Origin of the sequence: Enterobacter cloacae complex sp. R_G8, from assembly GCF_024599795.1 — a bacterium.
GTDB classification, from domain to species: Bacteria; Pseudomonadota; Gammaproteobacteria; order Enterobacterales; family Enterobacteriaceae; genus Enterobacter; species Enterobacter dissolvens.
This window is the reverse complement of the sequence record NZ_CP102246.1, coordinates 3076118-3102483: the sequence shown is the minus strand read 5'-3', so window position 1 is coordinate 3102483 and position 26366 is coordinate 3076118. Positions and strand designations below refer to the sequence as shown.

General features: G+C 55.0%; 28 protein-coding genes. 16 read left to right on the top strand and 12 right to left on the bottom strand.

Going from position 1 to position 26366, the window contains the following annotated elements:
* Window positions 1-15 precede the first annotated feature (15 nt).
* The 4 genes from fdhF to ycgZ all read right to left on the bottom strand — a co-directional run bounded on the left by fdhF (window position 16) and on the right by ycgZ (window position 3214).
* Window positions 16-2166 carry a formate dehydrogenase subunit alpha gene (gene fdhF, locus NQ842_RS14695; protein WP_257256021.1) on the bottom strand — a complete coding sequence of 717 codons (2151 nt, stop codon included), beginning with the start codon at window positions 2164-2166 and terminating at the stop codon, window positions 16-18.
* Window positions 2167-2341: 175 nt separating this feature from the next.
* Window positions 2342-2620, bottom strand: coding sequence for a biofilm development regulator YmgB/AriR family protein (locus tag NQ842_RS14690; RefSeq protein WP_014831586.1), 279 nt, complete (start codon window positions 2618-2620; stop codon window positions 2342-2344).
* Window positions 2621-2649: 29 nt separating this feature from the next.
* Window positions 2650-2970: a hypothetical protein gene (locus tag NQ842_RS14685; RefSeq protein WP_071841843.1), complete on the bottom strand. Its 321-nt coding sequence runs from the start codon at window positions 2968-2970 to the stop codon at window positions 2650-2652.
* A 4-nt stretch (window positions 2971-2974) separates the two neighbouring features.
* Window positions 2975-3214: a regulatory protein YcgZ gene (gene ycgZ / locus NQ842_RS14680; RefSeq protein ID WP_046887882.1), complete on the bottom strand. Its 240-nt coding sequence runs from the start codon at window positions 3212-3214 to the stop codon at window positions 2975-2977.
* 340 nt (window positions 3215-3554) lie between these two features.
* Here ycgZ and NQ842_RS14675 point away from each other — a divergent pair, with 340 nt between their 5' ends.
* From NQ842_RS14675 to NQ842_RS14635, 9 genes are all read left to right on the top strand, one after another.
* Complete coding sequence (locus NQ842_RS14675) at window positions 3555-4775, top strand: diguanylate phosphodiesterase (RefSeq protein ID WP_063426271.1); 1221 nt, start codon at window positions 3555-3557, stop codon at window positions 4773-4775.
* A gap of 190 nt (window positions 4776-4965) precedes the next feature.
* Complete coding sequence (locus NQ842_RS14670; protein ID WP_014831589.1) at window positions 4966-5694, top strand: MerR family transcriptional regulator; 729 nt, start codon at window positions 4966-4968, stop codon at window positions 5692-5694.
* Between the two features lie 314 nt (window positions 5695-6008).
* The gene (sufA, locus tag NQ842_RS14665; protein WP_008500631.1) at window positions 6009-6377 is read left to right on the top strand and encodes a Fe-S cluster assembly scaffold SufA; all 369 of its coding nucleotides are present in this window, start codon (window positions 6009-6011) and stop codon (window positions 6375-6377) included.
* 8 nt (window positions 6378-6385) lie between these two features.
* The gene (sufB, locus tag NQ842_RS14660) at window positions 6386-7876 is read left to right on the top strand and encodes a Fe-S cluster assembly protein SufB (RefSeq protein WP_014831591.1); all 1491 of its coding nucleotides are present in this window, start codon (window positions 6386-6388) and stop codon (window positions 7874-7876) included.
* A 9-nt stretch (window positions 7877-7885) separates the two neighbouring features.
* Complete coding sequence (gene sufC, locus NQ842_RS14655; RefSeq protein WP_014831592.1) at window positions 7886-8632, top strand: Fe-S cluster assembly ATPase SufC; 747 nt, start codon at window positions 7886-7888, stop codon at window positions 8630-8632.
* Window positions 8607-9878 (top strand): Fe-S cluster assembly protein SufD, encoded by a 1272-nt coding sequence (gene sufD, locus NQ842_RS14650; RefSeq protein ID WP_096928281.1) that lies wholly within the window; start codon window positions 8607-8609, stop codon window positions 9876-9878. Before sufC ends, sufD begins: the two co-directional genes overlap by 26 nt.
* Complete coding sequence (gene sufS / locus NQ842_RS14645; protein WP_083021705.1) at window positions 9875-11095, top strand: cysteine desulfurase SufS; 1221 nt, start codon at window positions 9875-9877, stop codon at window positions 11093-11095. Before sufD ends, sufS begins: the two co-directional genes overlap by 4 nt.
* 14 nt (window positions 11096-11109) lie before the next feature.
* Entirely contained in the window at window positions 11110-11526 is a 417-nt protein-coding gene (sufE, locus tag NQ842_RS14640) for a cysteine desulfuration protein SufE (RefSeq protein ID WP_014831595.1), read from the top strand.
* Window positions 11527-11623: 97 nt separating this feature from the next.
* Window positions 11624-12637: a L,D-transpeptidase family protein gene (locus tag NQ842_RS14635; protein WP_014831596.1), complete on the top strand. Its 1014-nt coding sequence runs from the start codon at window positions 11624-11626 to the stop codon at window positions 12635-12637.
* A gap of 60 nt (window positions 12638-12697) precedes the next feature.
* On the opposite strand, the gene lpp is transcribed toward NQ842_RS14635, so the two are convergent.
* The 4 genes from lpp to NQ842_RS14615 form a co-directional block, all read right to left on the bottom strand.
* Entirely contained in the window at window positions 12698-12934 is a 237-nt protein-coding gene (gene lpp / locus NQ842_RS14630) for a murein lipoprotein Lpp (RefSeq protein ID WP_001082307.1), read from the bottom strand.
* A gap of 311 nt (window positions 12935-13245) precedes the next feature.
* Window positions 13246-14658, bottom strand: a complete 1413-nt coding sequence (gene pykF / locus NQ842_RS14625; protein ID WP_013096950.1) for a pyruvate kinase PykF — start codon at window positions 14656-14658, stop codon at window positions 13246-13248.
* Window positions 14659-15035: 377 nt separating this feature from the next.
* Complete coding sequence (locus tag NQ842_RS14620) at window positions 15036-16181, bottom strand: PLP-dependent aspartate aminotransferase family protein (RefSeq protein ID WP_014831597.1); 1146 nt, start codon at window positions 16179-16181, stop codon at window positions 15036-15038.
* Between the two features lie 11 nt (window positions 16182-16192).
* Window positions 16193-17563: a cystathionine beta-synthase gene (locus NQ842_RS14615; protein WP_125365000.1), complete on the bottom strand. Its 1371-nt coding sequence runs from the start codon at window positions 17561-17563 to the stop codon at window positions 16193-16195.
* Between the two features lie 400 nt (window positions 17564-17963).
* Here NQ842_RS14615 and NQ842_RS14610 point away from each other — a divergent pair, with 400 nt between their 5' ends.
* The 4 genes from NQ842_RS14610 to fumD all read left to right on the top strand — a co-directional run bounded on the left by NQ842_RS14610 (window position 17964) and on the right by fumD (window position 20803).
* Window positions 17964-18986: a methionine ABC transporter ATP-binding protein gene (locus NQ842_RS14610; RefSeq protein WP_257256020.1), complete on the top strand. Its 1023-nt coding sequence runs from the start codon at window positions 17964-17966 to the stop codon at window positions 18984-18986.
* Window positions 18979-19647 (top strand): methionine ABC transporter permease, encoded by a 669-nt coding sequence (locus NQ842_RS14605; RefSeq protein ID WP_118283692.1) that lies wholly within the window; start codon window positions 18979-18981, stop codon window positions 19645-19647. The genes NQ842_RS14610 and NQ842_RS14605 overlap by 8 nt, the downstream gene beginning before the upstream one ends.
* Before the next feature lie 24 nt (window positions 19648-19671).
* Entirely contained in the window at window positions 19672-20484 is an 813-nt protein-coding gene (locus tag NQ842_RS14600; RefSeq protein ID WP_014831601.1) for a MetQ/NlpA family ABC transporter substrate-binding protein, read from the top strand.
* Window positions 20485-20593: 109 nt separating this feature from the next.
* Window positions 20594-20803, top strand: a complete 210-nt coding sequence (gene fumD, locus NQ842_RS14595) for a fumarate hydratase FumD (RefSeq protein WP_014831602.1) — start codon at window positions 20594-20596, stop codon at window positions 20801-20803.
* On the opposite strand, the gene NQ842_RS14590 is transcribed toward fumD, so the two are convergent.
* From NQ842_RS14590 to NQ842_RS14575, 4 genes are read right to left on the bottom strand one after another with little or no spacing between them, the layout of a single operon-like run.
* Window positions 20784-21470: an amino acid ABC transporter permease gene (locus tag NQ842_RS14590; protein WP_047362131.1), complete on the bottom strand. Its 687-nt coding sequence runs from the start codon at window positions 21468-21470 to the stop codon at window positions 20784-20786. The genes fumD and NQ842_RS14590 overlap by 20 nt on opposite strands.
* Window positions 21454-22230 (bottom strand): amino acid ABC transporter permease, encoded by a 777-nt coding sequence (locus NQ842_RS14585; RefSeq protein WP_257256019.1) that lies wholly within the window; start codon window positions 22228-22230, stop codon window positions 21454-21456. The genes NQ842_RS14590 and NQ842_RS14585 overlap by 17 nt, the downstream gene beginning before the upstream one ends.
* Window positions 22230-23045, bottom strand: coding sequence for an amino acid ABC transporter ATP-binding protein (locus NQ842_RS14580; RefSeq protein WP_014831605.1), 816 nt, complete (start codon window positions 23043-23045; stop codon window positions 22230-22232). The genes NQ842_RS14585 and NQ842_RS14580 overlap by 1 nt, the downstream gene beginning before the upstream one ends.
* 1 nt (window position 23046) lies before the next feature.
* Complete coding sequence (locus NQ842_RS14575) at window positions 23047-23877, bottom strand: ABC transporter substrate-binding protein (RefSeq protein WP_257256937.1); 831 nt, start codon at window positions 23875-23877, stop codon at window positions 23047-23049.
* A gap of 243 nt (window positions 23878-24120) precedes the next feature.
* Between NQ842_RS14575 and NQ842_RS14570 the strand changes: the two genes are divergently transcribed.
* The 3 genes from NQ842_RS14570 to NQ842_RS14560 all read left to right on the top strand — a co-directional run bounded on the left by NQ842_RS14570 (window position 24121) and on the right by NQ842_RS14560 (window position 26325).
* Window positions 24121-24288: a hypothetical protein gene (locus tag NQ842_RS14570; protein ID WP_014831607.1), complete on the top strand. Its 168-nt coding sequence runs from the start codon at window positions 24121-24123 to the stop codon at window positions 24286-24288.
* Between the two features lie 107 nt (window positions 24289-24395).
* Window positions 24396-25721, top strand: coding sequence for a sensor histidine kinase (locus tag NQ842_RS14565; protein WP_196372179.1), 1326 nt, complete (start codon window positions 24396-24398; stop codon window positions 25719-25721).
* Window positions 25714-26325 carry a response regulator transcription factor gene (locus NQ842_RS14560; RefSeq protein ID WP_047362128.1) on the top strand — a complete coding sequence of 204 codons (612 nt, stop codon included), beginning with the start codon at window positions 25714-25716 and terminating at the stop codon, window positions 26323-26325. Before NQ842_RS14565 ends, NQ842_RS14560 begins: the two co-directional genes overlap by 8 nt.
* Window positions 26326-26366 lie beyond the last annotated feature (41 nt).

Below are 26366 nucleotides of genomic sequence, written 5' to 3'. Positions count from 1 at the left end.
CCACCCGGCATTTTCTCAGACGTTCACCGCACTGATCAGCCGAGACTTCATGGACTGGTACGCCGATGCCGCAAAATCCTCAGCCCAGCGCTGATCCTCAATGGCTTCCAACTGTACCGCGCAGTACTTCGTTTCCGGCGTTTTGGAGATGGGATCGAGGTTATCCTGCGTCAGTTCGTTGCAGGCACCAATCCACCACTGATAGGTCATATAAACGGCCCCGGCGTTGATGCGTTCGCTGAGGCTGGCGCGGGTGATCACTTTACCGCGACGCGAACGCACCCAGACCAGTTGCCCGTCTGTAATGCCGAGTTTGTCCGCATCCGCCGGGTTCACTTGTACCCGACCCGGCTCGTCGGCCAGGCTTTGCAGCGCGGCGCAGTTACCGGTCATGGAGCGGCAGGAGTAATGACCTACCTCGCGTACCGTGCACAGCACCAGAGGATAATCACCATCAGGTGTTTCGGCGGGCGCGCGCCAGGCGGCGGCAAACAGTTGACCCTTACCGGTGGGGGTGTCGAATTGGTTGCCTTTATAGAGGTACGGCGTGCCGGGGTGATCCAGCGTCGGACACGGCCACTGGACATGTCCCATTTCACCCATTTTTTCATACGTTACACCGTAGAACAGCGGGCATAGCTCGCGCATCTCATCCCAGATCTGCTGGTTGGTGTCGTAGTGCATTGGATAGCCCATTTCCGTCGCCAGCAGGCTGATGATCTCCCAGTCACGTTTCACGTTGCCGCTGGGCTCAATGGCTTTGCCAAAGCGCTGGAAGCCGCGATCGGCACAGGTAAAGACGCCGCCGTGCTCGCCCCAGGAGGTGGCGGGCAGCAGGACATCCGCCACTTCTGCCGTTTTGGTCATAAAGATGTCCTGAACCACCACAAAGTCGAGCGCTTCAAAGCCGCTGCGCACCAGACCGAGATCGGCCTCCGTCTGAAGCGGATCTTCCCCCATGATGTAATAAGCTTTGACCTTGCCTTCCAGGGCCAGATGCGGCACCTCGGTAATACGCGTGCCGACGCGATCGTCCATCGCCTTCACGTCAATTCCCCAGGCATCGGCAAACTTCTGCCTGACTGCCGGGTCCGTTACGTCCTGGTATCCCGGGAACATATTGGGCAGAACCCCCATGTCACAGGCACCCTGCACGTTATTCTGCCCGCGCACCGGCCCGACGCCGACGGCAGGGCGACCAAGGTTACCGGTCAGCAGCGCCAGGCTGGAAAGCCCTTTTACCACATCCACGGCCTGACCAAACTGCGTGACGCCCATTCCCCACATCACGGTGGCGGAGGGGGCCGCGGCGAAAGTGCGCATCGCCTGGCGGACATCGCGGGCGGGAATGCCGGTCAGATGTTCAACTTTCTCTGGCGCGTACGCTTTCACCGTCTGCCGGTAGGCCTCAAGCCCTTCCGTGAAGCGCGCGACGTAGTTTTTATCGTACAACTCCTCTTCCAGCAACACATAGCCAAAGGCGTTGACCAGCGCCATATTGCTGCCGTTTTTCAGCTGCAGGTGTTGATCGGCAATGCGTGCGGTTTCAATCCGACGCGGATCGCAGACGATAATTTTCGCGCCATTCTCGCGGGCTTTCAGCACCCGGCGGGCGACGATAGGGTGGGAGTCAGCGCAGTTGTAACCGAAAACCAGCAGGCATTTTGAGTTTTCAATATCGTTAATGGAATTGCTCATCGCGCCGTTGCCCAGTGTTTCCTGTAAGCCAGCAACAGAAGGGCCGTGACAGACGCGCGCGCAGCAGTCCACGTTGTTGGTATGGAGCACCGCGCGGGCAAATTTTTGCATCACATAGTTGGTTTCATTGCCTGTACCCCGGGATGAGCCGGTGGTCATGATCGACCGTGGGCCGAACTGCGCTTTAATGCTCTTAAGCTTGTTGGCGGTATAACGAATGGCCTCGTCCCAGGTGACAGGGGTGAAGGGTTCGCCTTTGTGATACCGGATCATCGGCTGCGTAAGGCGAGGGGTGAGCAAGCGAGTGTCGTTGAGGAAGTCCCAACCGTAAAACCCTTTCAGACATAATGTGCCCTGATTGGTCACGCCGTCTGCGGCTTCGGCACGGATGATACGGTTATTTTCAACAACGAGGTTTAATTTGCAGCCTGCACCACAGTAAGGGCAGACGCTGGCGATTTTTTTCATCAATAACAGACCTGTTAAGAAATGAAGCAAGATGACCGGATAGCCCGATCCCGTAAAGAGGGATAAGCAGGAAGCGTGCCATCTTTAGGAGGCGTGTATTACAGGGTGTTATCGGGGAGGAGGGGTGTCATCGTCAGGCTGTTCGACAGTTATGACGATGACACGTTAGCAGTCTTTAAAGATCGTCCATTGTGTAACCCACAACAATTTCAAGCGTTTTGCGTATGACGTCCGCCTGAACCACGTCGTTGGTCGCTTCCAGCGTTTGTATCAGCCAGAGAATGATCGCTTTGTTGGTAAGGTGACCTTCCGTGGCCAGGACACAACGTACTGCAGTAGAAAAAATCGCGGACTCTTCAGCAAAACGATCGCCAGCGTGGCGGAAATACTCCGACAGGGCGCTATCAAGAAAAGCCGAATGAAATTCGGGTTGCAGCTGAATATTCTGTCTCATTTGTTCTCACCGTAGCTGTTAAGTTGCAGTCAATGTATTTTTTTGGGGTCGGACGGTATTCCACTTCCAAATAACGGCACTACATTGTCTCTGTTATCATTGAGAGATCCCTCTCTGATTGGTCGTCCTTGCGCGGTTCTGCGACGTATAAAGGCGCTGCTTTTTGAGCCGATGTCGGCAATCACCCTCGCCAGTGTCTCCCGCCGCCGGGGATCCTTTTCACGAACTTGCATTTTACGCAGACGCTGTACCAGAGAATCGGTTGTTAACGGCCCCCGCTCTTTCAGAAGGGAAAGCACGGCTTCACCAATCAACTGGTCTGTCAGTCTTTCTGCGTCACTGCGATTCATCTCGTTACCGTTCGAAGAGCAGGCCAAGCAGCATGTGGTAATGCTGTTCCTCTTCCGGGCCTTCGGCCTTTTCGAGGCGGCTTAAGAGTTTGGTGCAGAGCGACTTGCGGTTAAGGTTTCGCCCGTCGCTAAGTATTTCCACAACCACCTCACCCAGCGTTTCCTGTTGCGTAGGGAGAGCAGCTTTTTCGAAGTATTGCGCAATGGCGGCGGCTGAATCGGCGACATAACCGTTCTGGTTCATGTTTCGCTCCTGTAAAATTTAGTAATCACTAACGTTACATTTAAGGTATACACAATTTCTAAATCTGTACATTAAAAATGTACAGATTTTTGATGTTTTTATGATATATCTTACAAAGTCTTTATATTTCAGTTCTTTGCGTATCGGTATTGTGACGGCATCGTGACAGGATATATTGTACAACTTATGATGTTGCGGTTAAGTTATACAACAGAAAAAAAACGGGGTCATACATTGCCTAAATCATTGAGATGTAAATTATTTGCCTGACAATTAATATGCTATAACAGAACTCTACCCACGTGTTTACGTGGCCAAACCCCTAACCCCCAGGAAAAGCATGCTGACAACCATCATATACCGCAGCCATATCTGCGATGACGTTCCGGTGAAAGCGCTGGAAAACATGGTCGCTGCTGCAAATAGTAAAAACCGACAATCCGATGTCACGGGGATCCTGCTGTTTAACGGCACGCATTTTTTCCAGTTACTCGAAGGGCCAGTAGACAACGTGACCGCCATTTATGAGCAGATCTGCCGCGACCCGCGTCATCACAATGTGGTGGAACTGATGCGCGATCACGGTCCTTCCCGACGGTTTGGCAACGTGGGTATGGAGCTCTTTGATTTACGTCAGTACGACAGGGACGATGTGCTCCAGCAGGTACTTGATAAGGGGACGACCCGGTACCAACTGACCTATAGCGATCGCCCTCTGCAATTCTTCCGCACGTTCGTCGAGGCGACAGAGAAAGCCAACTATTTTGAATTGCCGCCCGCCGATGCCTGGGATTTTATCCCCGAAGAGACGCCGTTATCCGCGCAACCGGCGGTGGTGGCAAAAGGGGCGGACTGCAGCTTTGCCTTTCAGCCGATCGTGGATCCGTTTATGCAGCAGGTGGTGTCCTGGGAGGCGTTGATCCGCACGCCATCGGGTGATTCACCACGGGCCTATTTTGCGGCGCTTCCGCGGGAAGCGGTGTACACGGCAGATTTGCAGAGCAAACAGGTTGCGCTGTCGATGGCCAGTGCACTGGGGTTACAGGACCAGACGCTGTCCATTAACCTGCTGCCCATGACGCTGGTCAATGTACCGGGTGCCGTCGATTTTCTGCTTACCGCCATTAATGCGAATGGCTTTGTGCCGGAGCAGATCGTGGTGGAGTTTACCGAGAGCGAAGCTATCTCCCGCTTCGATGAGTTTACCCATTCGGTACGACAGTTAAAAAGTGCAGGCATCAGCGTGACGATCGATCACTTTGGCGCCGGGTTTGCCGGGCTGCAGCTGCTGGCGCAGTTCCAGCCGGACAGAATTAAGATTAATCGCGATCTGGTTCTGGATGTGCATAAAAGCGGTCCGCGACAGGCCATCATTCAGGCGATCATCAAGTGCTGTTCCTCGCTGGAAATTCAGTTCTGCGCCGTGGGCGTGGAGAAGGCCGAGGAGTGGATGTGGCTGGAATCGGCAGGAATTTCCCAGTTTCAGGGGCATCTGTTTGCCAGCCCCCGACATGGCGGCATTCCGGCCATTGCGTGGCCCGAGAAAAATCCCGAATTGTGAGAAAGCTGTACATCGTGCGGCAGAGTTAACTGTACGTAAGGCAAAATTTAGACAACAATAGAGTAAACAGCGTGAGTGGTGAACAGGCCATTCACCTGTTGCAAACTGAGGTCTTCGTTATACAAATGGCTTGTACAATCTGATAAGGTTGCCGTGGTTAGGTATGGAAGTATTGAGCGTGAGGGAGTTAATGGCCTATTACAGTATCGGCGAAGTGGCCGAACGATGCGGTATCAACCCCGTTACGCTGCGTGCCTGGCAGCGCCGTTATGGTTTGTTGAAGCCGCAACGCAGCGAAGGGGGTCATCGTCAGTTCGACGATGAAGATATCCTGCGTATAGAAGAGATTAAGCGCCTGATGAAAACGGGCGTCTCGGTGGGTAAAGTCAAAGCCTTGCTGGAAAACAAGGAAGTGATGACCCAGGGTAACTGGGCCGCTTTCCAGGAAGAGATGATGACCGTTCTGCGTTATGCCAGCCCGGCAAAACTGCGCGCTAAAATAGGCGAGTTTCGCCGCGATCATGCGATGGATGCGCTGATTGATAACATCATTATCCCCGTACGACAGCGAATGAATCAGGATCAGAATACGGTGCGCCACATGGCGAGCCTGTTGGATGGCGTGCTGATTGAATTCGCCGTGGCAAGCCTGGCAGAATCGCGCAAAAAAGCCGGTAAAGATGCTTTGCTCGTTGGATGGGAATGTGACGACCGTACGCATCTGTGGCTTGAGGCCGCGCGCCTGACCAGCAAGGGCTGGCACATTGACGTGCTGGCGGAACCGATTGATTCACCGCGCCCGGAACTCTTCCCGGGGCAAAAAATCTTCGTCTGGACGGGGAAATCACTCACACCTCGTCAGCAGGAACAGCTCGATCACTGGCGTGAACAAGGTTTTGCTGTCTCATTTCATCTTTAATCATCAGAGGCCTTAAGGGCCTTTTTTTGTTTTTGTGGTTTTTCTGCGCAAAAGCTATCTCAAAAATAGGCATTTCCGATGCATATTTTATTTTTCCTCTCGCCCTCATAAGTCCCTCTAGGAAATGCATTATTAATCAATGCATTGAACAAATACATCCATCTCTACTGCATCCTTGTACAGGGTCTATGCTTAATAAAACCAGGCAAAAAGGGCTATTTAGCCGAAAGCCCCTGCTGACAGAGGGTTGAAGTGATAATCGTTATCACTAACATGGTGTTATGCACTGATGGCTTATCAGATGAGGTGGACCTATGGAACTGCATTCAGAAACCTTCAATCCTGCCGATTTCGCCTGGCGCGGCTTAACGCTGACGCCAGCGGCGGCGGCCCATATTCACGAGCTGGTGGCGAAAAAGCCCGAGATCCTCGGCGTGCGTTTAGGGGTCAAACAGACCGGCTGCGCTGGATTCGGTTACGTGCTCGACACTGTCACCGAACCTGAGAAGGATGACCTGGTATTTGAAACGGACGGCGCAAAATTGTATGTCGCGCTTCAGGCCATGCCGTTTATCGACGGCACCGAAGTGGACTACGTGCGTGAAGGCTTAAACCAGTTATTCAAATTTCATAACCCGAAAGCCCAGAACGAATGCGGCTGCGGCGAAAGCTTTGGGGTATAGGCGGTACTATGTCTCGTAATACTGAAGCAACGAGTGATGTAAATACCTGGAGCGGCGGGCACCTCAATTATAAAGAGGGCTTCTTCACGCAGCTGCAGACCGATGAACTGGCAAAGGGCATCAATGAAGATGTCGTGCGGGCGATTTCGGCCAAACGTAACGAGCCAGAGTGGATGCTGGCGTTCCGCCTGAGCGCTTATCGGGCCTGGCTGGAGATGGAAGAGCCGCACTGGCTGAAAGCGCACTACGACAAGCTGAATTATCAGGATTACAGCTACTACTCAGCCCCTTCCTGCGGCAGCTGTGACGACACCTGCGCCTCCCAGCCCGGTGCGGTACAGCAAACCGGGGCGGATAACAGCTTCCTGAGTAAAGAAGTGGAAGAGGCGTTTAACCAGCTTGGCGTGCCGGTTCGCGAGGGGAAAGAGGTGGCGGTGGATGCCATTTTTGACTCCGTCTCGGTGGCGACCACCTACCGTGAGAAGCTGGCGGAGCAGGGGATCATTTTCTGCTCCTTTGGCGAAGCAATTCATGAGCACCCGGAACTGGTGAAAAAGTACATTGGCACCGTGGTGCCGTCTAACGATAACTTCTTTGCGGCGCTCAACGCGGCGGTGGCCTCTGATGGCACCTTTATCTACGTGCCGAAAGGGGTACGTTGCCCGATGGAGTTGTCGACCTATTTCCGTATCAACGCGGAAAAAACCGGCCAGTTCGAACGCACCATTCTGGTGGCGGACGAAGGCAGTTACGTCAGCTACATCGAAGGGTGTTCCGCTCCGGTACGCGACAGCTACCAGCTCCATGCCGCGGTGGTGGAAGTCATCATCCACAAAGATGCTGAAGTGAAATACTCCACGGTGCAGAACTGGTTCCCGGGCGACGGTAACACTGGCGGTATCCTTAACTTCGTCACCAAGCGCGCGCTGTGCGAGGGTGAAAACAGCAAGATGTCCTGGACGCAGTCCGAGACCGGCTCTGCCATTACCTGGAAGTACCCGAGTTGCATCCTGCGCGGGGATAACTCCATCGGCGAGTTTTACTCTGTGGCCCTCACCAGCGGCCATCAGCAGGCGGATACCGGCACCAAAATGATCCACATTGGTAAAAACACCAAATCGACCATCATCTCAAAAGGTATTTCTGCCGGGCACAGCCAGAACAGCTACCGCGGGCTGGTGAAAATCATGCCGACGGCCACCAATGCGCGAAACTTTACCCAGTGCGATTCAATGCTGATTGGCGCGGACTGCGGCGCGCATACCTTCCCGTATGTGGAGTGTCGCAACAACAGCGCCCAGCTTGAACATGAGGCGACAACATCGCGTATTGGGGAAGATCAGCTCTTCTACTGCCTGCAGCGCGGGATCAGTGAAGAAGATGCCATCTCAATGATCGTAAACGGCTTCTGTAAGGATGTGTTCTCTGAACTGCCGCTGGAATTTGCCGTTGAAGCCCAGAAACTCCTCGCCATCAGTCTTGAACACAGCGTCGGTTAAGGAAAGCACATGTTAAGCATTAAAGATTTACAGGTTAGCGTGGAAGATAAAGCCATCCTGCGTGGCCTCAATTTTGACGTCAAGCCAGGAGAGGTTCACGCCATCATGGGGCCAAACGGCTCCGGGAAAAGTACGCTTTCAGCGACGCTGGCGGGACGCGAAGATTACGAAGTGACCCACGGCTCGGTGGAGTTTAACGGAAAAGATTTGCTGGAGATGTCGCCAGAAGATCGCGCCGGAGAGGGCATCTTTATGGCCTTCCAGTATCCGGTTGAAATTCCGGGCGTCAGTAATCAGTTCTTCCTGCAAACGGCGCTCAACGCGGTACGCAAATACCGTGGTCTGGAGGCGCTGGATCGCTTTGATTTCCAGGACCTGATGGAAGAGAAGATCAAACTGCTGAAAATGCCGGAAGACTTGCTCACCCGCTCGGTTAACGTCGGCTTCTCCGGCGGCGAGAAAAAGCGCAACGACATTCTGCAGATGGCAGTGCTTGAACCTGAGCTGTGCATTCTGGATGAGACCGATTCCGGTCTGGATATCGATGCCCTCAAGATTGTCGCCGACGGGGTAAATTCCCTGCGTGACGGCAAACGGTCATTCATTATCGTCACCCACTACCAGCGTATTCTTGACTACATCAAACCGGATTACGTCCACGTGCTTTACCAGGGGCGCATTGTGAAATCCGGTGATTTCACGCTGGTCAAACAACTGGAGGAGCAGGGTTATGGCTGGCTTACCGAACAGCAGTAATGCGCTCCAGCAGTGGCATCGCCTGTTTGAAGCTCAGGGGCAAACGCGTTCTGAGCAGGCACAACAGCACCTGCAACAGATGCTGCGCCTCGGTTTGCCCACGCGTAAACATGAGAACTGGAAATACACGCCGCTCGATGGCCTGATGAACGCTGAGTTCGTCTCGCGTCTGGCGGATATCAACCCGACGCAACGCGACGCACTGGCGCTGAATGTCGATGCCCTGCGCCTGGTGTTTGTCGACGGCCAGTTCCGTGCGGAGCTGAGCGACAGCACCGAAGATAGCGGTTATACGATAACCATTGATGATGAGCGTCAGAGTCTGACGGCGCCCGTGCAGCCAGAGGTCTTTCTGCATCTTACCGAGAGCCTGGCGCAGAGCGTGACGCAGATTCACGTGAAGCGAAACCAGCGCCCGGCAAAACCGCTGCTGCTGATGCACATCACCCAGGGCCTGGACGGCGACGAACTCAATACCGCGCATTATCGCCACCATCTGGCGCTGGCGGAGGGGGCGGAGGCCACGGTCATTGAACATTACGTCAGCCTCAACGACACCCGCCACTTTACCGGGGCGCGCCTGACGATGAACGTCGCCGCCAACGCTCAGTTGCACCATATCAAGCTGGCATTTGAGAATCCGCAGAGTCATCACTTTGCGCATAACGATATTCTGCTTGGGCAGGACGCAGCGGCATATAGCCACAGCTTCCTGCTGGGGGGCGCGGTACTGCGTCACAACACCAGCACGCAGCTCAACGGCGAGAACACCACGCTGCGCATCAACAGCCTGGCTATGCCGGTCAAATCGGAAGTGTGCGATACGCGTACCTGGCTTGAGCACAACAAAGGCTACTGCAACAGCCGCCAGCTGCACAAAACCATTGTCAGCGACAAAGGCCGCGCGGTGTTTAACGGTCTGATTAATGTGGCGCAACACGCCATTAAGACCGACGGGCAGATGACCAACAACAACCTGCTGCTGGGGCGTCTGGCGGAAGTGGACACCAAACCGCAGCTGGAGATCTATGCCGACGACGTCAAATGCAGCCACGGCGCCACGGTCGGGCGCATTGATGACGAACAGATGTTCTATCTGCGTTCACGCGGTATCGACCAGCAGGCGGCACAGAAGATGATTATCTACGCCTTTGCCGCAGAGCTGACGGAGGCGCTGGACGATGGCCTGTTAAAACAGCAGGTGCTGGCCCGTATTGGTCAGCGGCTGCCTGGAGGCGAAGCATGAGTTTTCCCGTAGAGAAAGTACGGGCCGATTTTCCGGTTCTGACCCGTGAAGTAAACGGACTGCCATTGGCCTATCTCGACAGCGCGGCCAGCGCGCAGAAGCCGAACCAGGTGGTGGATGCAGAGGCCGAATTCTACCGCCACGGTTACGCCGCCGTGCATCGCGGTATTCACACGCTGAGCGCAGAGGCGACCCAGCGAATGGAGAACGTCCGCACCCAGGTGGCCGCTTTTCTGAATGCGCGATCGCCGGAAGAGCTGGTGTTTGTGCGCGGCACGACGGAAGGGATCAACCTGGTTGCCAACAGCTGGGGCAATGCGCAGGTGCACGCGGGCGATAACATCATCATCACCGAGATGGAACACCACGCCAATATTGTGCCGTGGCAGATGCTCTGTGAGCGTGTTGGCGCCGAGCTACGGGTCATCCCGTTGCATCAGGACGGCACGCTTCAGCTTGAGCACCTTGATGCCCTGCTGGACGACCGCACGCGGCTGGTCGCGGTCACCCAGGTTTCTAACGTGCTGGGCACCGAAAACCCGGTGGCAGAGATCGTTGAAAAAGCGCACCAGGCGGGCGCGAAAGTCCTGATTGACGGCGCTCAGGCGGTTATGCACCACCCGGTGGATGTTCAGGCGCTGGACTGCGATTTTTACGTATTCTCCGGGCATAAGCTGTATGGGCCCACCGGGATCGGCGTGTTGTATGTGAAAGACGATATTCTGCAGGCCATGCCGCCGTGGGAAGGGGGCGGCTCGATGATCGCCACCGTCAGCCTGTCGGAAGGCACCACCTACGCGCGTGCGCCGTGGCGTTTTGAAGCCGGCACCCCAAACACCGGCGGGATTATCGGGCTGGGGGCGGCGGTTTCTTACGTCTCCGCGATTGGCCTTGACGCAATTCAGGAGTACGAACAGCTGCTGATGCATTATGCGCTGCAGGAGCTTGCCAGCGTACCGGATCTTACTCTGTACGGCCCGGCAGACCGGCAGGGCGTGATCGCGTTCAACCTGGGAAAACATCATGCCTATGACGTGGGGAGTTTCCTTGATAACTATGGCGTGGCAGTGCGCACCGGACACCACTGTGCCATGCCGCTGATGGCATTTTACCAGGTCCCGGCAATGTGCCGCGCGTCGCTGGTGATGTACAACACAACGGAAGAGGTCGACAGGCTGGTGGCGGGGCTAAAACGCATTCACCAGTTGCTGGGCTAACGGAGAGGCAAACGATGGCAGAATTGCCGGATAAAGATAAATTGCTGCGTAACTTCGGGCGTTGCGCGAACTGGGAAGAAAAGTATCTCTATATTATTGAGCTGGGGCAGCGTTTGCCGCCGCTCAGTGAAGAGGCGCATAACCCGGAGAATATTATTCAGGGCTGCCAGAGCCAGGTGTGGATCGTGATGGAGCAAAAGGGCGACGGTACGATTGAATTGCACGGCGACAGCGATGCCGCGATTGTGAAAGGGCTTATCGCCGTGGTCTTTATTCTGTACCACCAGATGTCTGCGCAGGATATTGTCGCCTTTGATGTGCGCCCGTGGTTTGAAAAAATGGCCCTGACCCAACACCTCACCCCGTCCCGCTCCCAGGGACTGGAAGCGATGATTCGCGCCATCCGCGCCAAAGCTGCAATCCTTAGCTAGACTTACAGGACAGCATTCATTCTGTTTCGCGAGGTGGTTCCCGCCTCGCTGGTTTTTCAGCTTTCTGGCGTTCTGTCAGTGAATAAGGAATCTCAGCATGAAGCGCGCGTCTCTAATAACACTCTTACTCCTTGGTTCGCTCGGCGCTCTTAATTCGGCCATGGCGATGGATTATCCGTTACCGCCCGCAGGCAGCCGTCTGATTGGGCAAAATCAAACTTACACAATACAGGAAGGGGACACTAAACTGCAGACCATCGCGCGTCGGTTTAATACTGCGGCGCAGTTGATCCTCGAGACCAATAATACCATTGCGCCGGTGAACCCCGCGCCGGGAACGGTTATTACCATCCCATCCCAGATGCTGCTTCCGGACACGCCACGCGAAGGTATTGTGGTGAACCTGGCCGAGCTACGGCTTTACTACTTCCCGCCGGGCGGCAATATTGTCCAGGTCTTCCCGCTGGGGATTGGACAGCTGGGGCTGGAAACGCCGGTCACGACCACCCGCGTGAGCCAGAAAATCCCTAATCCAACCTGGACCCCGACGCCGGGCATCCGGGCGCGTTCACTGGAGCAGGGCATTAAATTGCCGCCGGTAGTACCCGCCGGGCCAAATAACCCGCTGGGGCGCTTTGCACTGCGTTTAGGCGTGGGCAATGGGGAATATCTCATCCACGGCACCAGTGCGCCGGACAGCGTTGGCCTGCGGGTCAGCTCCGGCTGTATGCGCATGAATGCGCCGGATATTAAAGCCCTGTTCGAACAGGTGCGTGTCGGTACCCGGGTACAGATTATCAATGAGCCGGTGAAGTTCTCCGTTGAGCCGGACGGCAAACGCTACATTGAAGTGCATCGTCCGCTGGCACAGGTTGAGGGGGAAAACCCGCAGGTTACGCCGATTACCCATTCCGCTGATTTCGCCTCATTTGTTTCTCAGGCGGGGAGTGATAAAGCGCTTATTGATAAAGCCTTGTCGCGCCGGGCAGGGATCCCGGTTGCCGTGTCGGCCAGTAACGGCCCGTCAGCCAGCAACAGCGTGCAGTCCGTGCAGAACAGTCGGGTGTCTGCTGCGGTAATGGAAGATGACGGAGAGAAGGTGACGCAGTAGGGGTTTGACGCAGACAAAAAAAATGGCGCACAATGTGCGCCATTTTATTAACAGGTACTATTACTTACGGTATTTAGTAGCCTGGTTGTCCAGACGCTGGTTAGCGCGAGCTGCGTCGTCTTTAGCAGCCTGAACGTCGGAACGCATTGCGTTCACGTCGTTGCTCAGCTGGTCAACTTTAGCGTTCAGAGTCTGAACGTCAGAAGACAGCTGATCGATTTTAGCGTTGCTGGAGCAACCTGCCAGCAGAGTAGAACCCAGGATTACCGCGCCCAGTACCAGTTTAGTACGATTCATTATTAATACCCTCTAGATTGAGTTAATCTCCATGTAGCGTTACAAGTATTACACAAACTTTTTTGGGTTGAGAATATTTTTTTGATGGGAATACGCCTATTTTTGATCGTTCGCTCAAAGAAGCAACGAATTCGGCGTTTTTGTCGAAAAAGCTATGTTAAAAAAGGCATTTTTCATCGGATTCATCTTAGATAAATCGCGATTAAATAGAAAAACCCGATTTGCTTTTTGAATAGATTTGGCTAATACCACGAATAAAAAAAGCGCCCCGAAGGACGCTTTTTATCAAAAATTAATTTGTTTGTGCACTATTACAGCACGTGAACAGATGCGGTGTTGGTGGTGCCACTTGGTACCAGCGCACCCGATACCATTACCACAACGTCGCCTTTCTGTGCCAGGCCGCTTTCCAGAGCCAGCTCTTTACCCTGAATGTAGAAATCGTCGGTAGAGGCGATCTCTTTCACCAGGTGTGCTACAACACCTTTGCTCAGCACCAGCTGACGCGCAGTGGTTTCATTGGTGGTCAGCGCCAGGATAGTCGCATCCGGGAAGTATTTACGCACTGCACGAGCAGATTTACCGCCCTGGGTGGCAACCACGATCAGTGGCGCTTCCAGCTTCTCAGCCGTTTCTACCGCACCGCGGCATACCGCTTCAGTGATGCGCAGTTTGCGGCTGTCGTTGTTGAAGTCCAGACGGCTGGTCATCACGCGGTCAGTACGTTCGCAGATGGTGGCCATGATGGACACTGCTTCCAGCGGATATTTACCTTTCGCGGATTCGCCAGACAGCATGACAGCATCAGTACCGTCGAGGATGGCGTTCGCCACGTCGCCAGCTTCTGCGCGGGTTGGACGTGGGTTTTTGATCATGGAGTCCAGCATCTGGGTGGCAGTGATAACCACTTTACGCGCGCGAACACACTTCTCGATCATCATCTTCTGCGCGAAGATCACTTCTTCAACCGGGATTTCAACACCCAGGTCACCACGCGCAACCATGATGCCGTCAGACGCTTCGAGGATTTCGTCGAAGTTGTTCAGGCCTTCCTGGTTTTCGATTTTGGAGATGATCTGGATCTTCTCACCGCCGTGCGCTTTCAGGTGCTCACGGATTTCAACCACGTCGGAACGCTTACGGATGAAGGAGGCTGCAACGAAATCAACGCCTTGCTCGCAACCGAAGATCAGGTCTTGCTTGTCTTTTTCAGCCAGGGCTGGCAGCGCGATGGAAACGCCAGGCAGGTTAACGCCTTTGTTTTCACCCAGGTCGCCGTTGTTCAGCACTTTACAGATGACTTTGTTGCCTTCGATCGCGGTCACTTCCATCCCGATCAGACCATCGTCAACCAGCACGGTGTTACCCACGGACAGATCGCTGGTGAAGCCTTCATACGTCACCGCAACGATTTCGCTGTTACCGACCACAGACTTGTCAGTGGTGAAGGTGAAGGTCTGGCCCGCTTTCAGAGAGACGTCGTTACCGCCTTCCAGTTTGATGGTGCGGATTTCAGGACCTTTGGTATCCAGCAGGATGGCGGCTTTTTTACCAGTCTTGCTCATGACGTTGCGCAAGTTCTGGATACGCTGACCATGTTCAGCGTAGTCACCGTGAGAGAAGTTCAGACGCATAACGTTCATGCCGGCGTCCAGCATTTTGGTCAGCATCTCTTCAGATTCGGTTTTCGGGCCGATGGTACAAACAATTTTCGTCTTTTTCATGACAGTCTTAGTCTTTAAGTTGGGAAGGATATGGAAATCTCGCTCCGGGGGCGCACCGCCGCGGAGTCAAACCTGTGTTGCAAAAGAGTATATGACACGCACTAAGGATAGGAGACATCAAATGAGCGTGCAGAAGAAAGTGTGCCTGAGTGTCAGCCCAACGAAGGAGAGGAGAAGTTGTACGTTGTTTTTTGTATTCCAAGCGCTGAAACCATTCACCAGGGATTAGGCGCGCATTATACGCTGATTTTAGGATAAAAGGAAAATGAAAACAGCGTTTCAAAAATAATCTATGCAGTTTCACATAATATTGTTATCAAGGCGTTAAGGCATAATGACAACTTATGACGGCAGGCGAGTGACCTGCCGTATTTTGCTTAATTTTTCAGCGCCTGACTCAGGTCGGCAATCAGGTCTTTCGTATCTTCGATACCCACGGACAGGCGGATCAGTTGCGGCACAATGCCGTTGGCCAGACGCTGCTCAAGCGGGATCGAGGCGTGGGTCATGCTGTAAGGCTGACTCACCAGGCTTTCCACACCGCCGAGACTTTCTGCGAGGGTGAACAGCTTCAGCTTGCGGATCACCTCCGTCGCACGTTGCGCATCGCCTTTTACCACGACGGAAATCATCCCGCCCGGCAGCGCCATTTGCGTGCGGGCAAGCTGATATTGCGGGTGCGACTCCAGCCCCGGGTAGAACACGTTGTCAACCTGCGGCTGCTGCTCAAGCCATTGCGCAATCGCCAGCGCGTTGGTGCTGTGCTTTTCAACTCGCAGTGCCAGTGTCCGGATCCCGCGCAGCGTCAGGAAACTGCTGAACGGATCCAGGACGCCGCCGACGGCGTTTTGCAGATACCCCAACCGTTCCGCCAGCGCCGGGTTATCTCCCACGACCGCCAGACCAGCAACCACGTCGGAATGGCCGTTAAGGTATTTGGTGGCGGAATGCACCACGATATCGAAACCCGACTCCAGCGGACGGTGAATGACCGGTGAGGCGAAGGTGTTATCTGCCACGCTGATCACGTTATGACGGCGGGCAATGGCACCGATGGCCGCCAGATCGGCCAGTTTCAGCAGCGGGTTGGTCGGCGTCTCCACCCAGACCATGCGCGTTTCAGGTCGAATGGCGGCTTCCAGCGCGGCCAGATCGCCAGGCTTAACCCAGCTGACCTGCAGCCCGGTACTGCGCTTGCGTACGTTTTCAATCAGCCGGTATGTGCCGCCATACACATCATCTATGGCAACGATATGGCTGTCTTTGTCCAGCAGTTCCAGCACGGTGGAAATGGCGGCCAGGCCTGAGGCGAAAGCATAGCCGCGCGAGCCACCTTCCAGTTCGGCGATGGCGGTTTCCAGCGCATGGCGGGTGGGGTTGCCGCTGCGGGAATATTCGTAGCCGGTATGCTCCCCTGGTGACGGTTGCGCAAACGTCGAGGTGGCGTAAATGGGCGGCATGACCGCTCCGTGTTGATCGTTGAATTCACCGCTGTGTACGCTGAGCGTGGCCAGGTTTTTCATCATCTTTTCCTTTATTGTTGTAGACGGTTGCGCCAGGCGGTGAGGACATCGCTGCGCGTAATCAGACCCAGGAAACGGTCGTTGTCATTGATCACGGCCACCAGACCGCGATCAAAAATGGCGTTGAGGGCGCTTTCCGGTGCGTGCTTATCAAGAAACTCCACCTGTCGCGTCATCGCTGCCGTGACGGGAAGGGCAAAGCGATCCCCATCGCCGCCGATATGGCGCAGCAGATCCCACTCGTCGATAATCCCCACCACCTTGCCGTTATCCAGCACCGGCAGTTGCGAGATGTCATACAGACGCATTCGCGCCAGCACGGTGGAGAGCGTGTCATCCGGGGCGGCGGTGACGGTGGCCCCTTCATCATGGCGCAGCGCAATGTAGTCGGAGAGATCGCCTGCCTGCGGGCGGGACATCAGCCCCTGCTGGCGCATCCAGTCATCGTTGAACATCTTCGAGAGGTATTTGTTGCCACTGTCGCAGGCGAAGGTCACAACGCGTTTCGGCGTGGTCTGTGTCTGGCAATACTTCAGCGCGGCCGCCAGCAGGGTTCCGCTGGAGGAGCCTGCCAGGATACCTTCCGTTTTCAGCAGTTCACGCGCGGTGTTGAATGCTTCCTGGTCGGTAATGCGCCAGGCGCGCTCCACGCCTTCGATGTGAGCCAGCGGCGGAATAAAGTCTTCACCGATCCCTTCAACCAGCCATGAACCGGCATCGTGGTAGCGCCCGGTTTCGACCTGGTCTGCCAGTACGGAGCCGGCCGGGTCTGCCAGCACAAACTCCGTGTGCGGAGAGTGCTCGGCAAACCAGGCCTGAAGACCACCCAGCGTACCGCCGGAGCCCACGCCAACCACGATGGCGTCGATGTTGCCGTCGAGCTGTTCAAACAGTTCCGGCGCGGTGGTGGTGCGATGCGCCAGCGGGTTGGCTTCGTTATTGAACTGGTCGATATAAAACGCACCGGGCAGTTCATTAGCCAGACGCTGGGCGTAATCCTGATAATAGGCCGGATGACCTTTATTCACGTCCGAGCGCGTCAGTACCACCTGGGCACCCAGCGCACGCAGGTGGAAAATCTTCTCGCGGCTCATTTTGTCCGGCACCACCAGGATCAGCGAATAGCCTTTCTGGGCGGCAATCAGGGCCAGGCCGAGACCGGTATTGCCTGCCGTCGCCTCAATTATCGTGCCACCCGGCTGCAGCTTACCGGTACGCTCCGCTTCATTAATCATCGACAGCGCCACGCGGTCTTTAATGGATCCACCCGGATTCTGGTTCTCCAGTTTCAAAAACAGCGAGCAGGGACCGGTATCGAGTTTATGCAGCTGGATAAGCGGTGTACGGCCAATCAGTTCGGTGACGGAGTGATAAATCGTCATGGTTTTGTCCTTTCAGGAGAGCATGACGGGATGATAGGGCGATGAAATTTTCTCAAGAAAGAACGAATCTCTGCTTTTTAGAACAGAAAAGAATATAAATGATGTTTTTGGATGTCAGGACAGCAAGACGTAAAGTGCTCTGGATGTGAGGATGGCTATATCAACAGAAAATGCTGAAAAAATGACCGTTTTTCTCGTCTGGTGTCTGTCAGATATGCATCTGGCAGATAATCATTGCTGAAATTGGTCTAAACGGTTCCCACCCGCTCAATCTGCCGCTTATTTCTTCAGGTTATAACACATTCTTTTTTGTTCATTTAAAAGCTGATAACGGCTGTTTACTATCATTTTGGACATCCATACTGCTAAACCGCTATGCGCGGACGGATAATGAATAAGAATGATTGTTCTCAGTAATATTTCGAAGATTTTTGACAACGGAAAGGTGGCGCTCACGGCCGTTGATAACGTCAATTTGACGATCGAACAGGGGCAAATATACGGCATTATTGGTTACAGCGGCGCGGGGAAAAGTACCCTGATCCGCCTGTTGAATGGCCTGGAAAAACCGAGCAGCGGCAGCGTGACCATCAACGGGCAGGACATTTCTGCCGCAAAAGGGGAAGCACTGCGTCAGGCGCGGCTGAAGATCAGCATGGTGTTCCAGCATTTCAACTTGCTGTGGTCACGGACGGTAACGGAAAACATCGCCTTCTCAATGCAGATAGCCGGAGTGCCAAAAGCCAGGATTCAGGCTCGCGTGGCCGAGCTGGTGGAACTGGTCGGGCTGAAAGGCCGTGAAAATGCGTATCCGTCTCAGCTGAGCGGCGGGCAAAAGCAGCGTGTGGGCATTGCGCGTGCGCTGGCGAACAACCCGGACGTGCTGCTCTGTGACGAAGCCACCTCCGCACTCGATCCCCAGACGACCGATCAGATCCTCGATCTGCTGCTGGACATCAACCGTCGTTTCAAACTCACCATTGTGCTGATCACCCATGAAATGCACGTGGTGCGCAAAATCTGCGATCGCGTGGCGGTGATGGAGAGCGGCAAAGTGGTGGAAGAGGGCGATGTGCTGAGCGTCTTTACTCACCCTCAACAGCCGATCACCCGGCAGTTTGTCCGTCAGGTGAGCCAGTATGCCGAGGAAGAGACCTTCAATACCGAGCTGGCAGCCGACCTGGAAGGCACGGTCATCCGTCTGACCTTCACCGGACACAGCACGCACAAACCGATTGTGGGTGAACTGACGCTGCGCTACGGCCTGCCGTTTAACATTCTGCACGGAAAAATGACCCAGACGGCGCACGGCGTTTTTGGCCAGCTGTGGGTACACGTGGTGGCATCTGATGAACAACTGAACAATATCCTCGCAGACCTGAAGCACAGCGATATTGAAGGCGAGGTGATTAAACATGACTGATACCCTCTTTCCGCACCTGAAATGGGATCAACTCTGGGCGGCAACGCTCGAGACGCTGTACATGACTGCGCTTTCTGGCGTGGCAACCTTTGTACTGGGGATTGTGCTGGGTCTGGCGCTGTTTTTAACCGCGCGTGGCGGGTTGTTCCACAACCGTACGGTCTACAGCGTGATTTCGATTGTGGTGAACGTGTTTCGTTCTATCCCGTTCATCATTCTGATTGTCCTGCTGATCCCGTTCACCAAGACCATCGTCGGCACCATTCTGGGGGCCAACGCGGCACTGCCGGCGCTGATTGTGGGCGCGGCACCGTTCTACGCGCGTCTGGTAGAGATTGCCCTGCGTGAAGTGGACAAAGGGGTGATTGAAGCGACGCGCTCGATGGGCGCACGACTGAGCACCTTAGTTTTTCGGGTTTTACTGCCAGAATCATCACCTGCACTGGTGTCCGGTATTACGGTGACGCTGATTGCGCTGGTGAGCTACAGCGCAATGGCCGGGGTGATTGGCGCAGGCGGTTTGGGAAATCTGGCTTATCTGGAAGGATTCCAGCGCAACCATGGTGACGTCACGCTGGTGGCAACGGTGACCATTTTGATCATCGTTTTCATTATTCAATTCTGCGGCGACATCATCACTTCACTGTTAGATAAACGCTAATAAATACACACAGGAACCATCATCATGAAAAAGACACTGACACTGATCGCCGCTGCAACCCTGAGCGCCCTGAGCTTTGCCGCGTGGGCTGACACCCTGACCGTGGGCGCGTCCAATACGCCACACGCTGAAATTCTGGAGCAGGCGAAGCCGATTCTGGCAAAGCAAGGTATCGATCTGGAGATTAAACCTTTCCAGGACTACATTCTGCCCAACACCGCGCTGGCCGGTCATGACATTGACGCTAACTACTTCCAGCACATTCCTTACCTGAACAGCGTGCTGAAAGATCACGCGGGTGATAAGGATTATGATTTTGTCAGTGCCGGCGCGATCCATATTGAGCCAATTGGTATCTACTCTAAAAAATACAAGTCGCTGAAAGACCTGCCGGAAGGCGGCAAAATCATCATGCGTGATGCCGTGTCTGAAGAGGGGCGCATTCTCTCTATCTTCGAAAAAGAGGGGGTAATCAAGCTTAAGCCTGGCGTCGACAAAGTGACCGCGCGTATCAGCGACATCGTGGACAATCCGAAAAAGCTGCAGTTCACGCCTAACGTAGAAGCCTCTCTGCTGCCGCAGATGTACAACAACGATGAAGGGGCTGCGGTAGTGATCAACGCCAACTACGCGATTGATGCGGGTCTGGATCCGGTTCACGACCCGATTGCGGTTGAGAGCGGCGAAAACAACCCGTATGCCAACATCATTACTGTGCATCGTGGCGATGAGAAGAAAAAAGATATCGTCGCGCTGGTGAACGTGCTGCACTCGAAAGAGATTCAGGACTGGATCCGCACCAAGTATAAAGGCGCGGTGATCCCGGTAAATAACTAATCGGTTGATTTAACAGATGAAGCCCGGTGAGTCTCTCGCCGGGCTTCTTTTTTGTATCCGGGCGAGGGATCATTTAAGCTGACGCTTTTGGGCAATGGAGTGGATGACCGTGGGCAATGTGACCAAAGACGAAGCGCTGTACCAGGAGATGTGTCGGGTGGTAGGGAAGGTCGTTCTGGAGATGCGTGACTTAGGGCAGGAGCCGAAGCATATTGTGATTGCCGGGGTACTGCGTACGGCGCTGGCGAACCAGCGCGTAAAACGCAGCGAATTAACCACCCAGGCGATGGAAACGGTGGTTAAAGCGCTGGCCGGCTGATACGCCAGCGCTTTGCCAGCTGCTCAAGAGAACAGCAGAGCAGGTAATAAACGACACCGGTAAAGATAAAAATGGCCGCCGGGTAAATTTGCACCCGGTTGTTCACCTGTCCTGCCACCGTGGTCAGCTCAGGCACGTTCACAATAAAAGCCAGCGAGGTGTCCTTCAGCAGGCTGATAAAAATGCCCACCAGAGACGGCAGAATATTGCGCATTACCTGTGGCAACAGAATGTGCCACAGGGTTTGTTGCGTGCTGAACCCCTGCGTTAATGCCGCTTCGTACTGACCCGATGGCAGCGCATTAATGCCGGCCAGGACGGAGTGCATCACCGATGCGGCCGTAAACCACGCCAGCGCCAGCGTCACGGTGAGCGCGCCGGGGAGGTCGCCACCGGTGATAAGCGGCAACAGATACCACATCCAGAAAATCACAAAGATTAACGGGATCCCCCGGATAAGCTCAGCCCACAGAAACAGCGCCTTGCGTATCACCCCGGAATAGCGCCATGCCAGACAGGCAAGGGCCACCCCGCCCGGCAGCGCGAGGAGCGCCGCGCCTGCGGCCATCAATAAGGAGAGCAGGACCCCGCCGGGCTCACCGGCAGCGGCGCGTCCCCACAGCAGATAATCCAGGTTATCGGTAATGACATTAAGTCCGGCTATCATGTTTTTCACTCCCTGCGAGTATTGTCTGCTGGCGTTGATGTTTTGCGGCGGGACCGAGCCGCACCAGCACCACGCCCATCACCACTCCGGTGAACAGATAGAGCAGGGTGCCTACGGTAAACGCCTCCAGCGCGTGCGCGTTAAAGCTCTCAATCTGCCGGATCTGGCAGGTCAGTTCGGCAAAACCAATACCGCTGGCAAGCGAGGAGAGTTTCATCAGATTAAGGTACTGCCCCACAACGGGCTGCCAGGCGTTCGCCAGCCCCTGCGGCAGCAGGATGTAACGAAACAAACGCCACGCGGAGAATCCCTGGGAGAGCGCCGCCTCCCGTTGCCCGCCCGGAACTGAACGCAATCCGGACGCCACTTCTTCAATGAGAAAAGCCGAGGTAAACACGCCCAGCCCCCAGGCCGAGCATAAAAACTCGGGTGTGAACCACCAGACATCACCGGGAAGAATGGACCAGCGGTGATCTGCATTCACTGTATCCCGGAATGCCTGCGGCAGACCGTTCCAGGCGGCAAAATACCAGAACAGCAGCTGTACCAGCAGCGGGGTATTGCGAAAAAGCGACACCCAGCCATTGACCACCGCGTTGCCGGGGCGCCCACCGGAAAGACGCAGGAGCAGAAAAAGCAGCGCAAGCAGACTTGCCAGTATCGCCCCGGCGAGCGTCACCCACAGGGTGGTGAGATAACCGGAAATAATCCATTGCAGGGGCTGTCCGGTCAGCACCCCCTGCCAGTCGAGCGAGGGCATTACAACGGCTCCTGATGCAGCGGGTTCAACACCTTTTGCAGAAAACGCTGCGCACGCGGGTGCGACGGATGGCGGAAGAATTGTTCCGGCGGCGCGGTTTCCAGTATCTGTCCGCCATCGATAAAGACAATCCGGTCGGCAATGTCACGGGCAAACTGCATCTCGTGCGTGACCACAATCATGGTGATCCCGCTGTGAGCCAGCGATCTCATGACCAGTAACACTTCGCCAATCATTTCAGGGTCGAGCGCGGAGGTCGGCTCGTCGAAGAGAATAATTTGCGGCGATGAGGCCAGCGCACGGGCAATCGCCACCCGCTGCTGTTGGCCGCCGGAAAGTTCCGCAGGGAAATGGTGTGCCTTGTCCAGCATGCCTACGTTTTCCAGCAGCGTCAGGGCACGTTCTTGTGCGGGCAGGGGCTTCCAGCCGTGAACATGCTCCAGTGCCAGGGTGATATTCTGACTGGCGGTGAGATGGGCATAGAGATTAAATTGCTGGAACACAAACCCGACGCGGCTACGTAACTGGCGCAGCGCGGGGCCGGAAAGTCGCCCGGTGGGTTTGTTGTCGACCAGGATCTCACCGCCGCTTAACGTCTCAAGCTGGTTAATAAGGCGGATCAGCGTGGATTTACCCGAACCCGAAGGGCCGAGGATAGCCACCACTTCCCCAGGCGTAATGGTAAGGTTAATACCGTTTAAAACCGGATGGTTACCGTAATGTTTGTCGACGTTGCGAAACTCGACACTGGCCTGTTCCAGATGTGAAAAATCCGCGGAGCCTGCCGCGGAGTGTGAAAATAAACCTGAAAGCATCTTACTTAGCTTCTATTGTAAAGGCGCGCGGCTGTGGAGACGGGGTGTCTGGACCAAACCAGACATCGTAGATTTTTGCTGCCTGGCCGTTTTTCTCCAGGTTCACCAGTTCATCATTGACGGCTTTCAGCAGTGCCGCTTCACCTTTTTTGACCCCCACACCAATCTCTTCTTTGCTGAGCAGATCGGGCAGAATTTTGAAATTCGCTTTATCCGGGGCTTGCGCCAGCAGGCCGGCCAGAATGGTGCTGTCCTGGGTGATCGCCTGCACGTTGCCATTGCGAAGCGCCGTCAGCGCCAGCGGAATATCGTCGTAGGAGAGCACGCGGGATTGCGGGAACCGCTGGTGCAGGGCCTGTTCGCCCGTGGTGCCTTTTACCGCGCCAATGCGTGCATGGCTGTAGGCGTCCAGCTTATCGGCGGATTTAGCCGGGACCAGGAATTGCTGGCCGGTGACAAAATACGGTATAGAGAAATCAATCACCTGCGCCCGCTCCGGGGTGATGGTGATATCCGCCACAATTAAATCCGCTTTACCGGACTGGAGTAGGGGAATGCGGTTCGCCGGGTTAGTGGCCACCAGTTCCAGCTTCACGCCCAGCGATTTTGCCAACGCTCTGGCAAAGTCCACGTCGTAGCCCACGATGTCATGCGTTTTGGCATCGACGGAACCAAACGGTGGGTTGGCATCAAAGGTCGCCACTTTCACCACCCCTGCGGCTTTAATATCCGCCAGCTGATCTGCCTGAACCTGTGCAGAAAGCAGGCCACCTGTTGCCAGTAAACCCAGCGCAACGATCCGTTTTTTGAACCCTTTTCTGTTTGCTGCCATAGTCATACGTCATCCCGTCGTTTTTGTTTTGTCCCGTTACGCTCCCATAAGCGAAAGCTATCGCCAAATAAGAAATCGTTCTTTGCTATAAACAAAAAAGCATTAGTGAACAGTGTGTTACATGGTGGTGACACATTCTGGCGGCATTTGCAGATCCTGCATATCAACAGTGGATATTGGTATTTCACCTGTGCGGAGTTTGGGTGTTTAACTGAGGGCAGGTAAAGCGAGAGGAGTCTGACGATGAAAAAGTGGATAAGCACGTTACGGCGGTTTTTTGCGACCCGACCCGTGAATGCGGAGAACAGCGCGCAACGTGTTCTTGAGTCGATACTGCCTGTCGCCAGCCTGTATGGCGTGGACGTGGCCAACATTGACCCGGAGTGGTTCCATGATAAAACGTCACGCTGAACTGCGCCGCACGCGCGAAATGTACTGGAACGAGCTGTGCTAAATTTTGTTCTGACGCCGGTTAGCTGTTAAGGTCAACAGGATGTTGAGCCTGGTCAGTAAATGGAATGAAGAACCCTATTTTCAAACGTGGCATTGTTGTCTGGACGATAGTCTGCCTCATCAGCGGCGTGTTGCTCTACGCCGAACAGATTCGCCGTCAGTTCTGGGAACGAGACCGTGAGTTCTCGGCGTTGTTCTCCGAATTAAGCGCGGTCCTGACGCAAAATGAATCGGTTTTACCGCTCCTGAATGGCGATGAAGATATCGCCGCCCTGCGCAAAAAATTCCCCCATCTGCTCGCTCTGGAAAAAACGACGGGACGCCCACTGGATGCGGCGCGGGTGGAGCCTGCCCACGAGATGCAGTACTGGCTTTATAATCCCTGGCGTCAGATCCGCGTGCGGGTGGACCTCGGCCCGATTCTGAATGCACATCATCCCTTTACCCACCTTGGGATCCGCTTTATCCCGACCGGTGACGAACCGGCGTCTGAGGCATTCTGGCACTGGCAACGCACCTTCCCGCAGCATACTCAACCTTTTACGCTGGAAGCGGATTCTCGTCCGGACTGGTTCGGCGTCAACTGGTATTTTTATCCCATCCTGTTTATCGGCTGGGGGATAGTGATTGCGGTGGCGAGCGTGGTGCTCTGGCAGCGCAGGGCGCGTAAAGATGCTGAACAACGGGCGCGCTATTACCAGCACGCCAGACTCAACACCCTGGGGGAGATCACCGCCGGTATTGTGCATGAAATCAATCAGCCGCTAACCGCCGCGCAGACCTGGATCCAGGGGGCGCAGCGTCAGTTGCAGCCGGAAAATGGGCAGGCGGTGTCGCAGGCGCTGGCGGCTGCGCTGACGCAAATGCAGCGCATTAGCGCCTTGTTAACCCGATTTCGTGAACATGTCGTGCAGGAGAAAGTGACCCTGCGGGAAACCGACCTGGTGCAGTGCTGGCTGCAGGTGGTGAACTTACTTGAGCATGAGCGCAGGGCTGAACATATCTCGGTCAGCCATGCGTTTGCTCCCGGGGCCACCACCGTGCTGGCCGACCCTCTCTGGCTGGAGCAGGTGCTGCATAACCTGCTCAGCAATGCGATTCAGGCCCAACAGGCCAGTTCAGCTGGCTGGGTAAAGATAGAGAGTCAGAAAAACGAGAGGGGTATTCAGATAACCGTGACTGACGGCGGTCCTGGCTTTAGCCCGGAGGCGTTACAGAATGCCTTTATGCCATTTTACAGTGGCAGAGAGGTGGGCATTGGTCTGGGGATGACCCTAACGGAATCATTAATGACGCGTATGAATGGATCGATTACGCTGGATAATGCGCCGCAGGGCGGGGCACAGATCCGATTACAACTGGCGAACGGAAAGGAGGCGACGGTTGGATAACACAATCTGGCTGATAGACGATGATGAGTCTATAAGAGAGTCAATGGCGTTTTTGCTGTCGGGCATGGGCTGGCCGGTAAGAACGTTTGAAAGTGTTGATGCCTTTACCGCGGCCCATTCCCGGGAAACCGCGCTGGTAGGCTGTATGCTGCTGGATATGCGGATGCCAGGAAAAGGTGGGCTCACCTGGCTAGAGGAGGGCAAATGGCCCTGGCCTCTGTTGCCGGTGATTATCATGACCGGGCACGGTACCGTTGATGCCTGCCGTCGGGCATTTCGTAACGGCGTGTTTGAGTTTTTCACCAAGCCGCTGGATGCCGACAAGCTTATCGAAACGGTGGGTCTGGCCTTTGAGGAGAGTCAGCGTCGCTTTGCCGACTGGCAGGAAACCTCGCGGGCCAAAGCGCGTTTCGCGCAATTGACCGCGCGGGAACATGAAGTACTGGGGGAGTTGATGCAAGGGCTCAGTAACAAAGAGGTGGCTGCCCGGCTGAACCTCTCACCACGAACGGTTGAAGCGCACCGCGCGGCGGCATTTACCAAGCTTGGCGTCAGCAGCCTGGTCCAGGCAATACGCGAATACGATAAATTGCAATCCGTATAACTACCAGGTTGAGTGCGTATTCAACCGAATTATGTTTCATC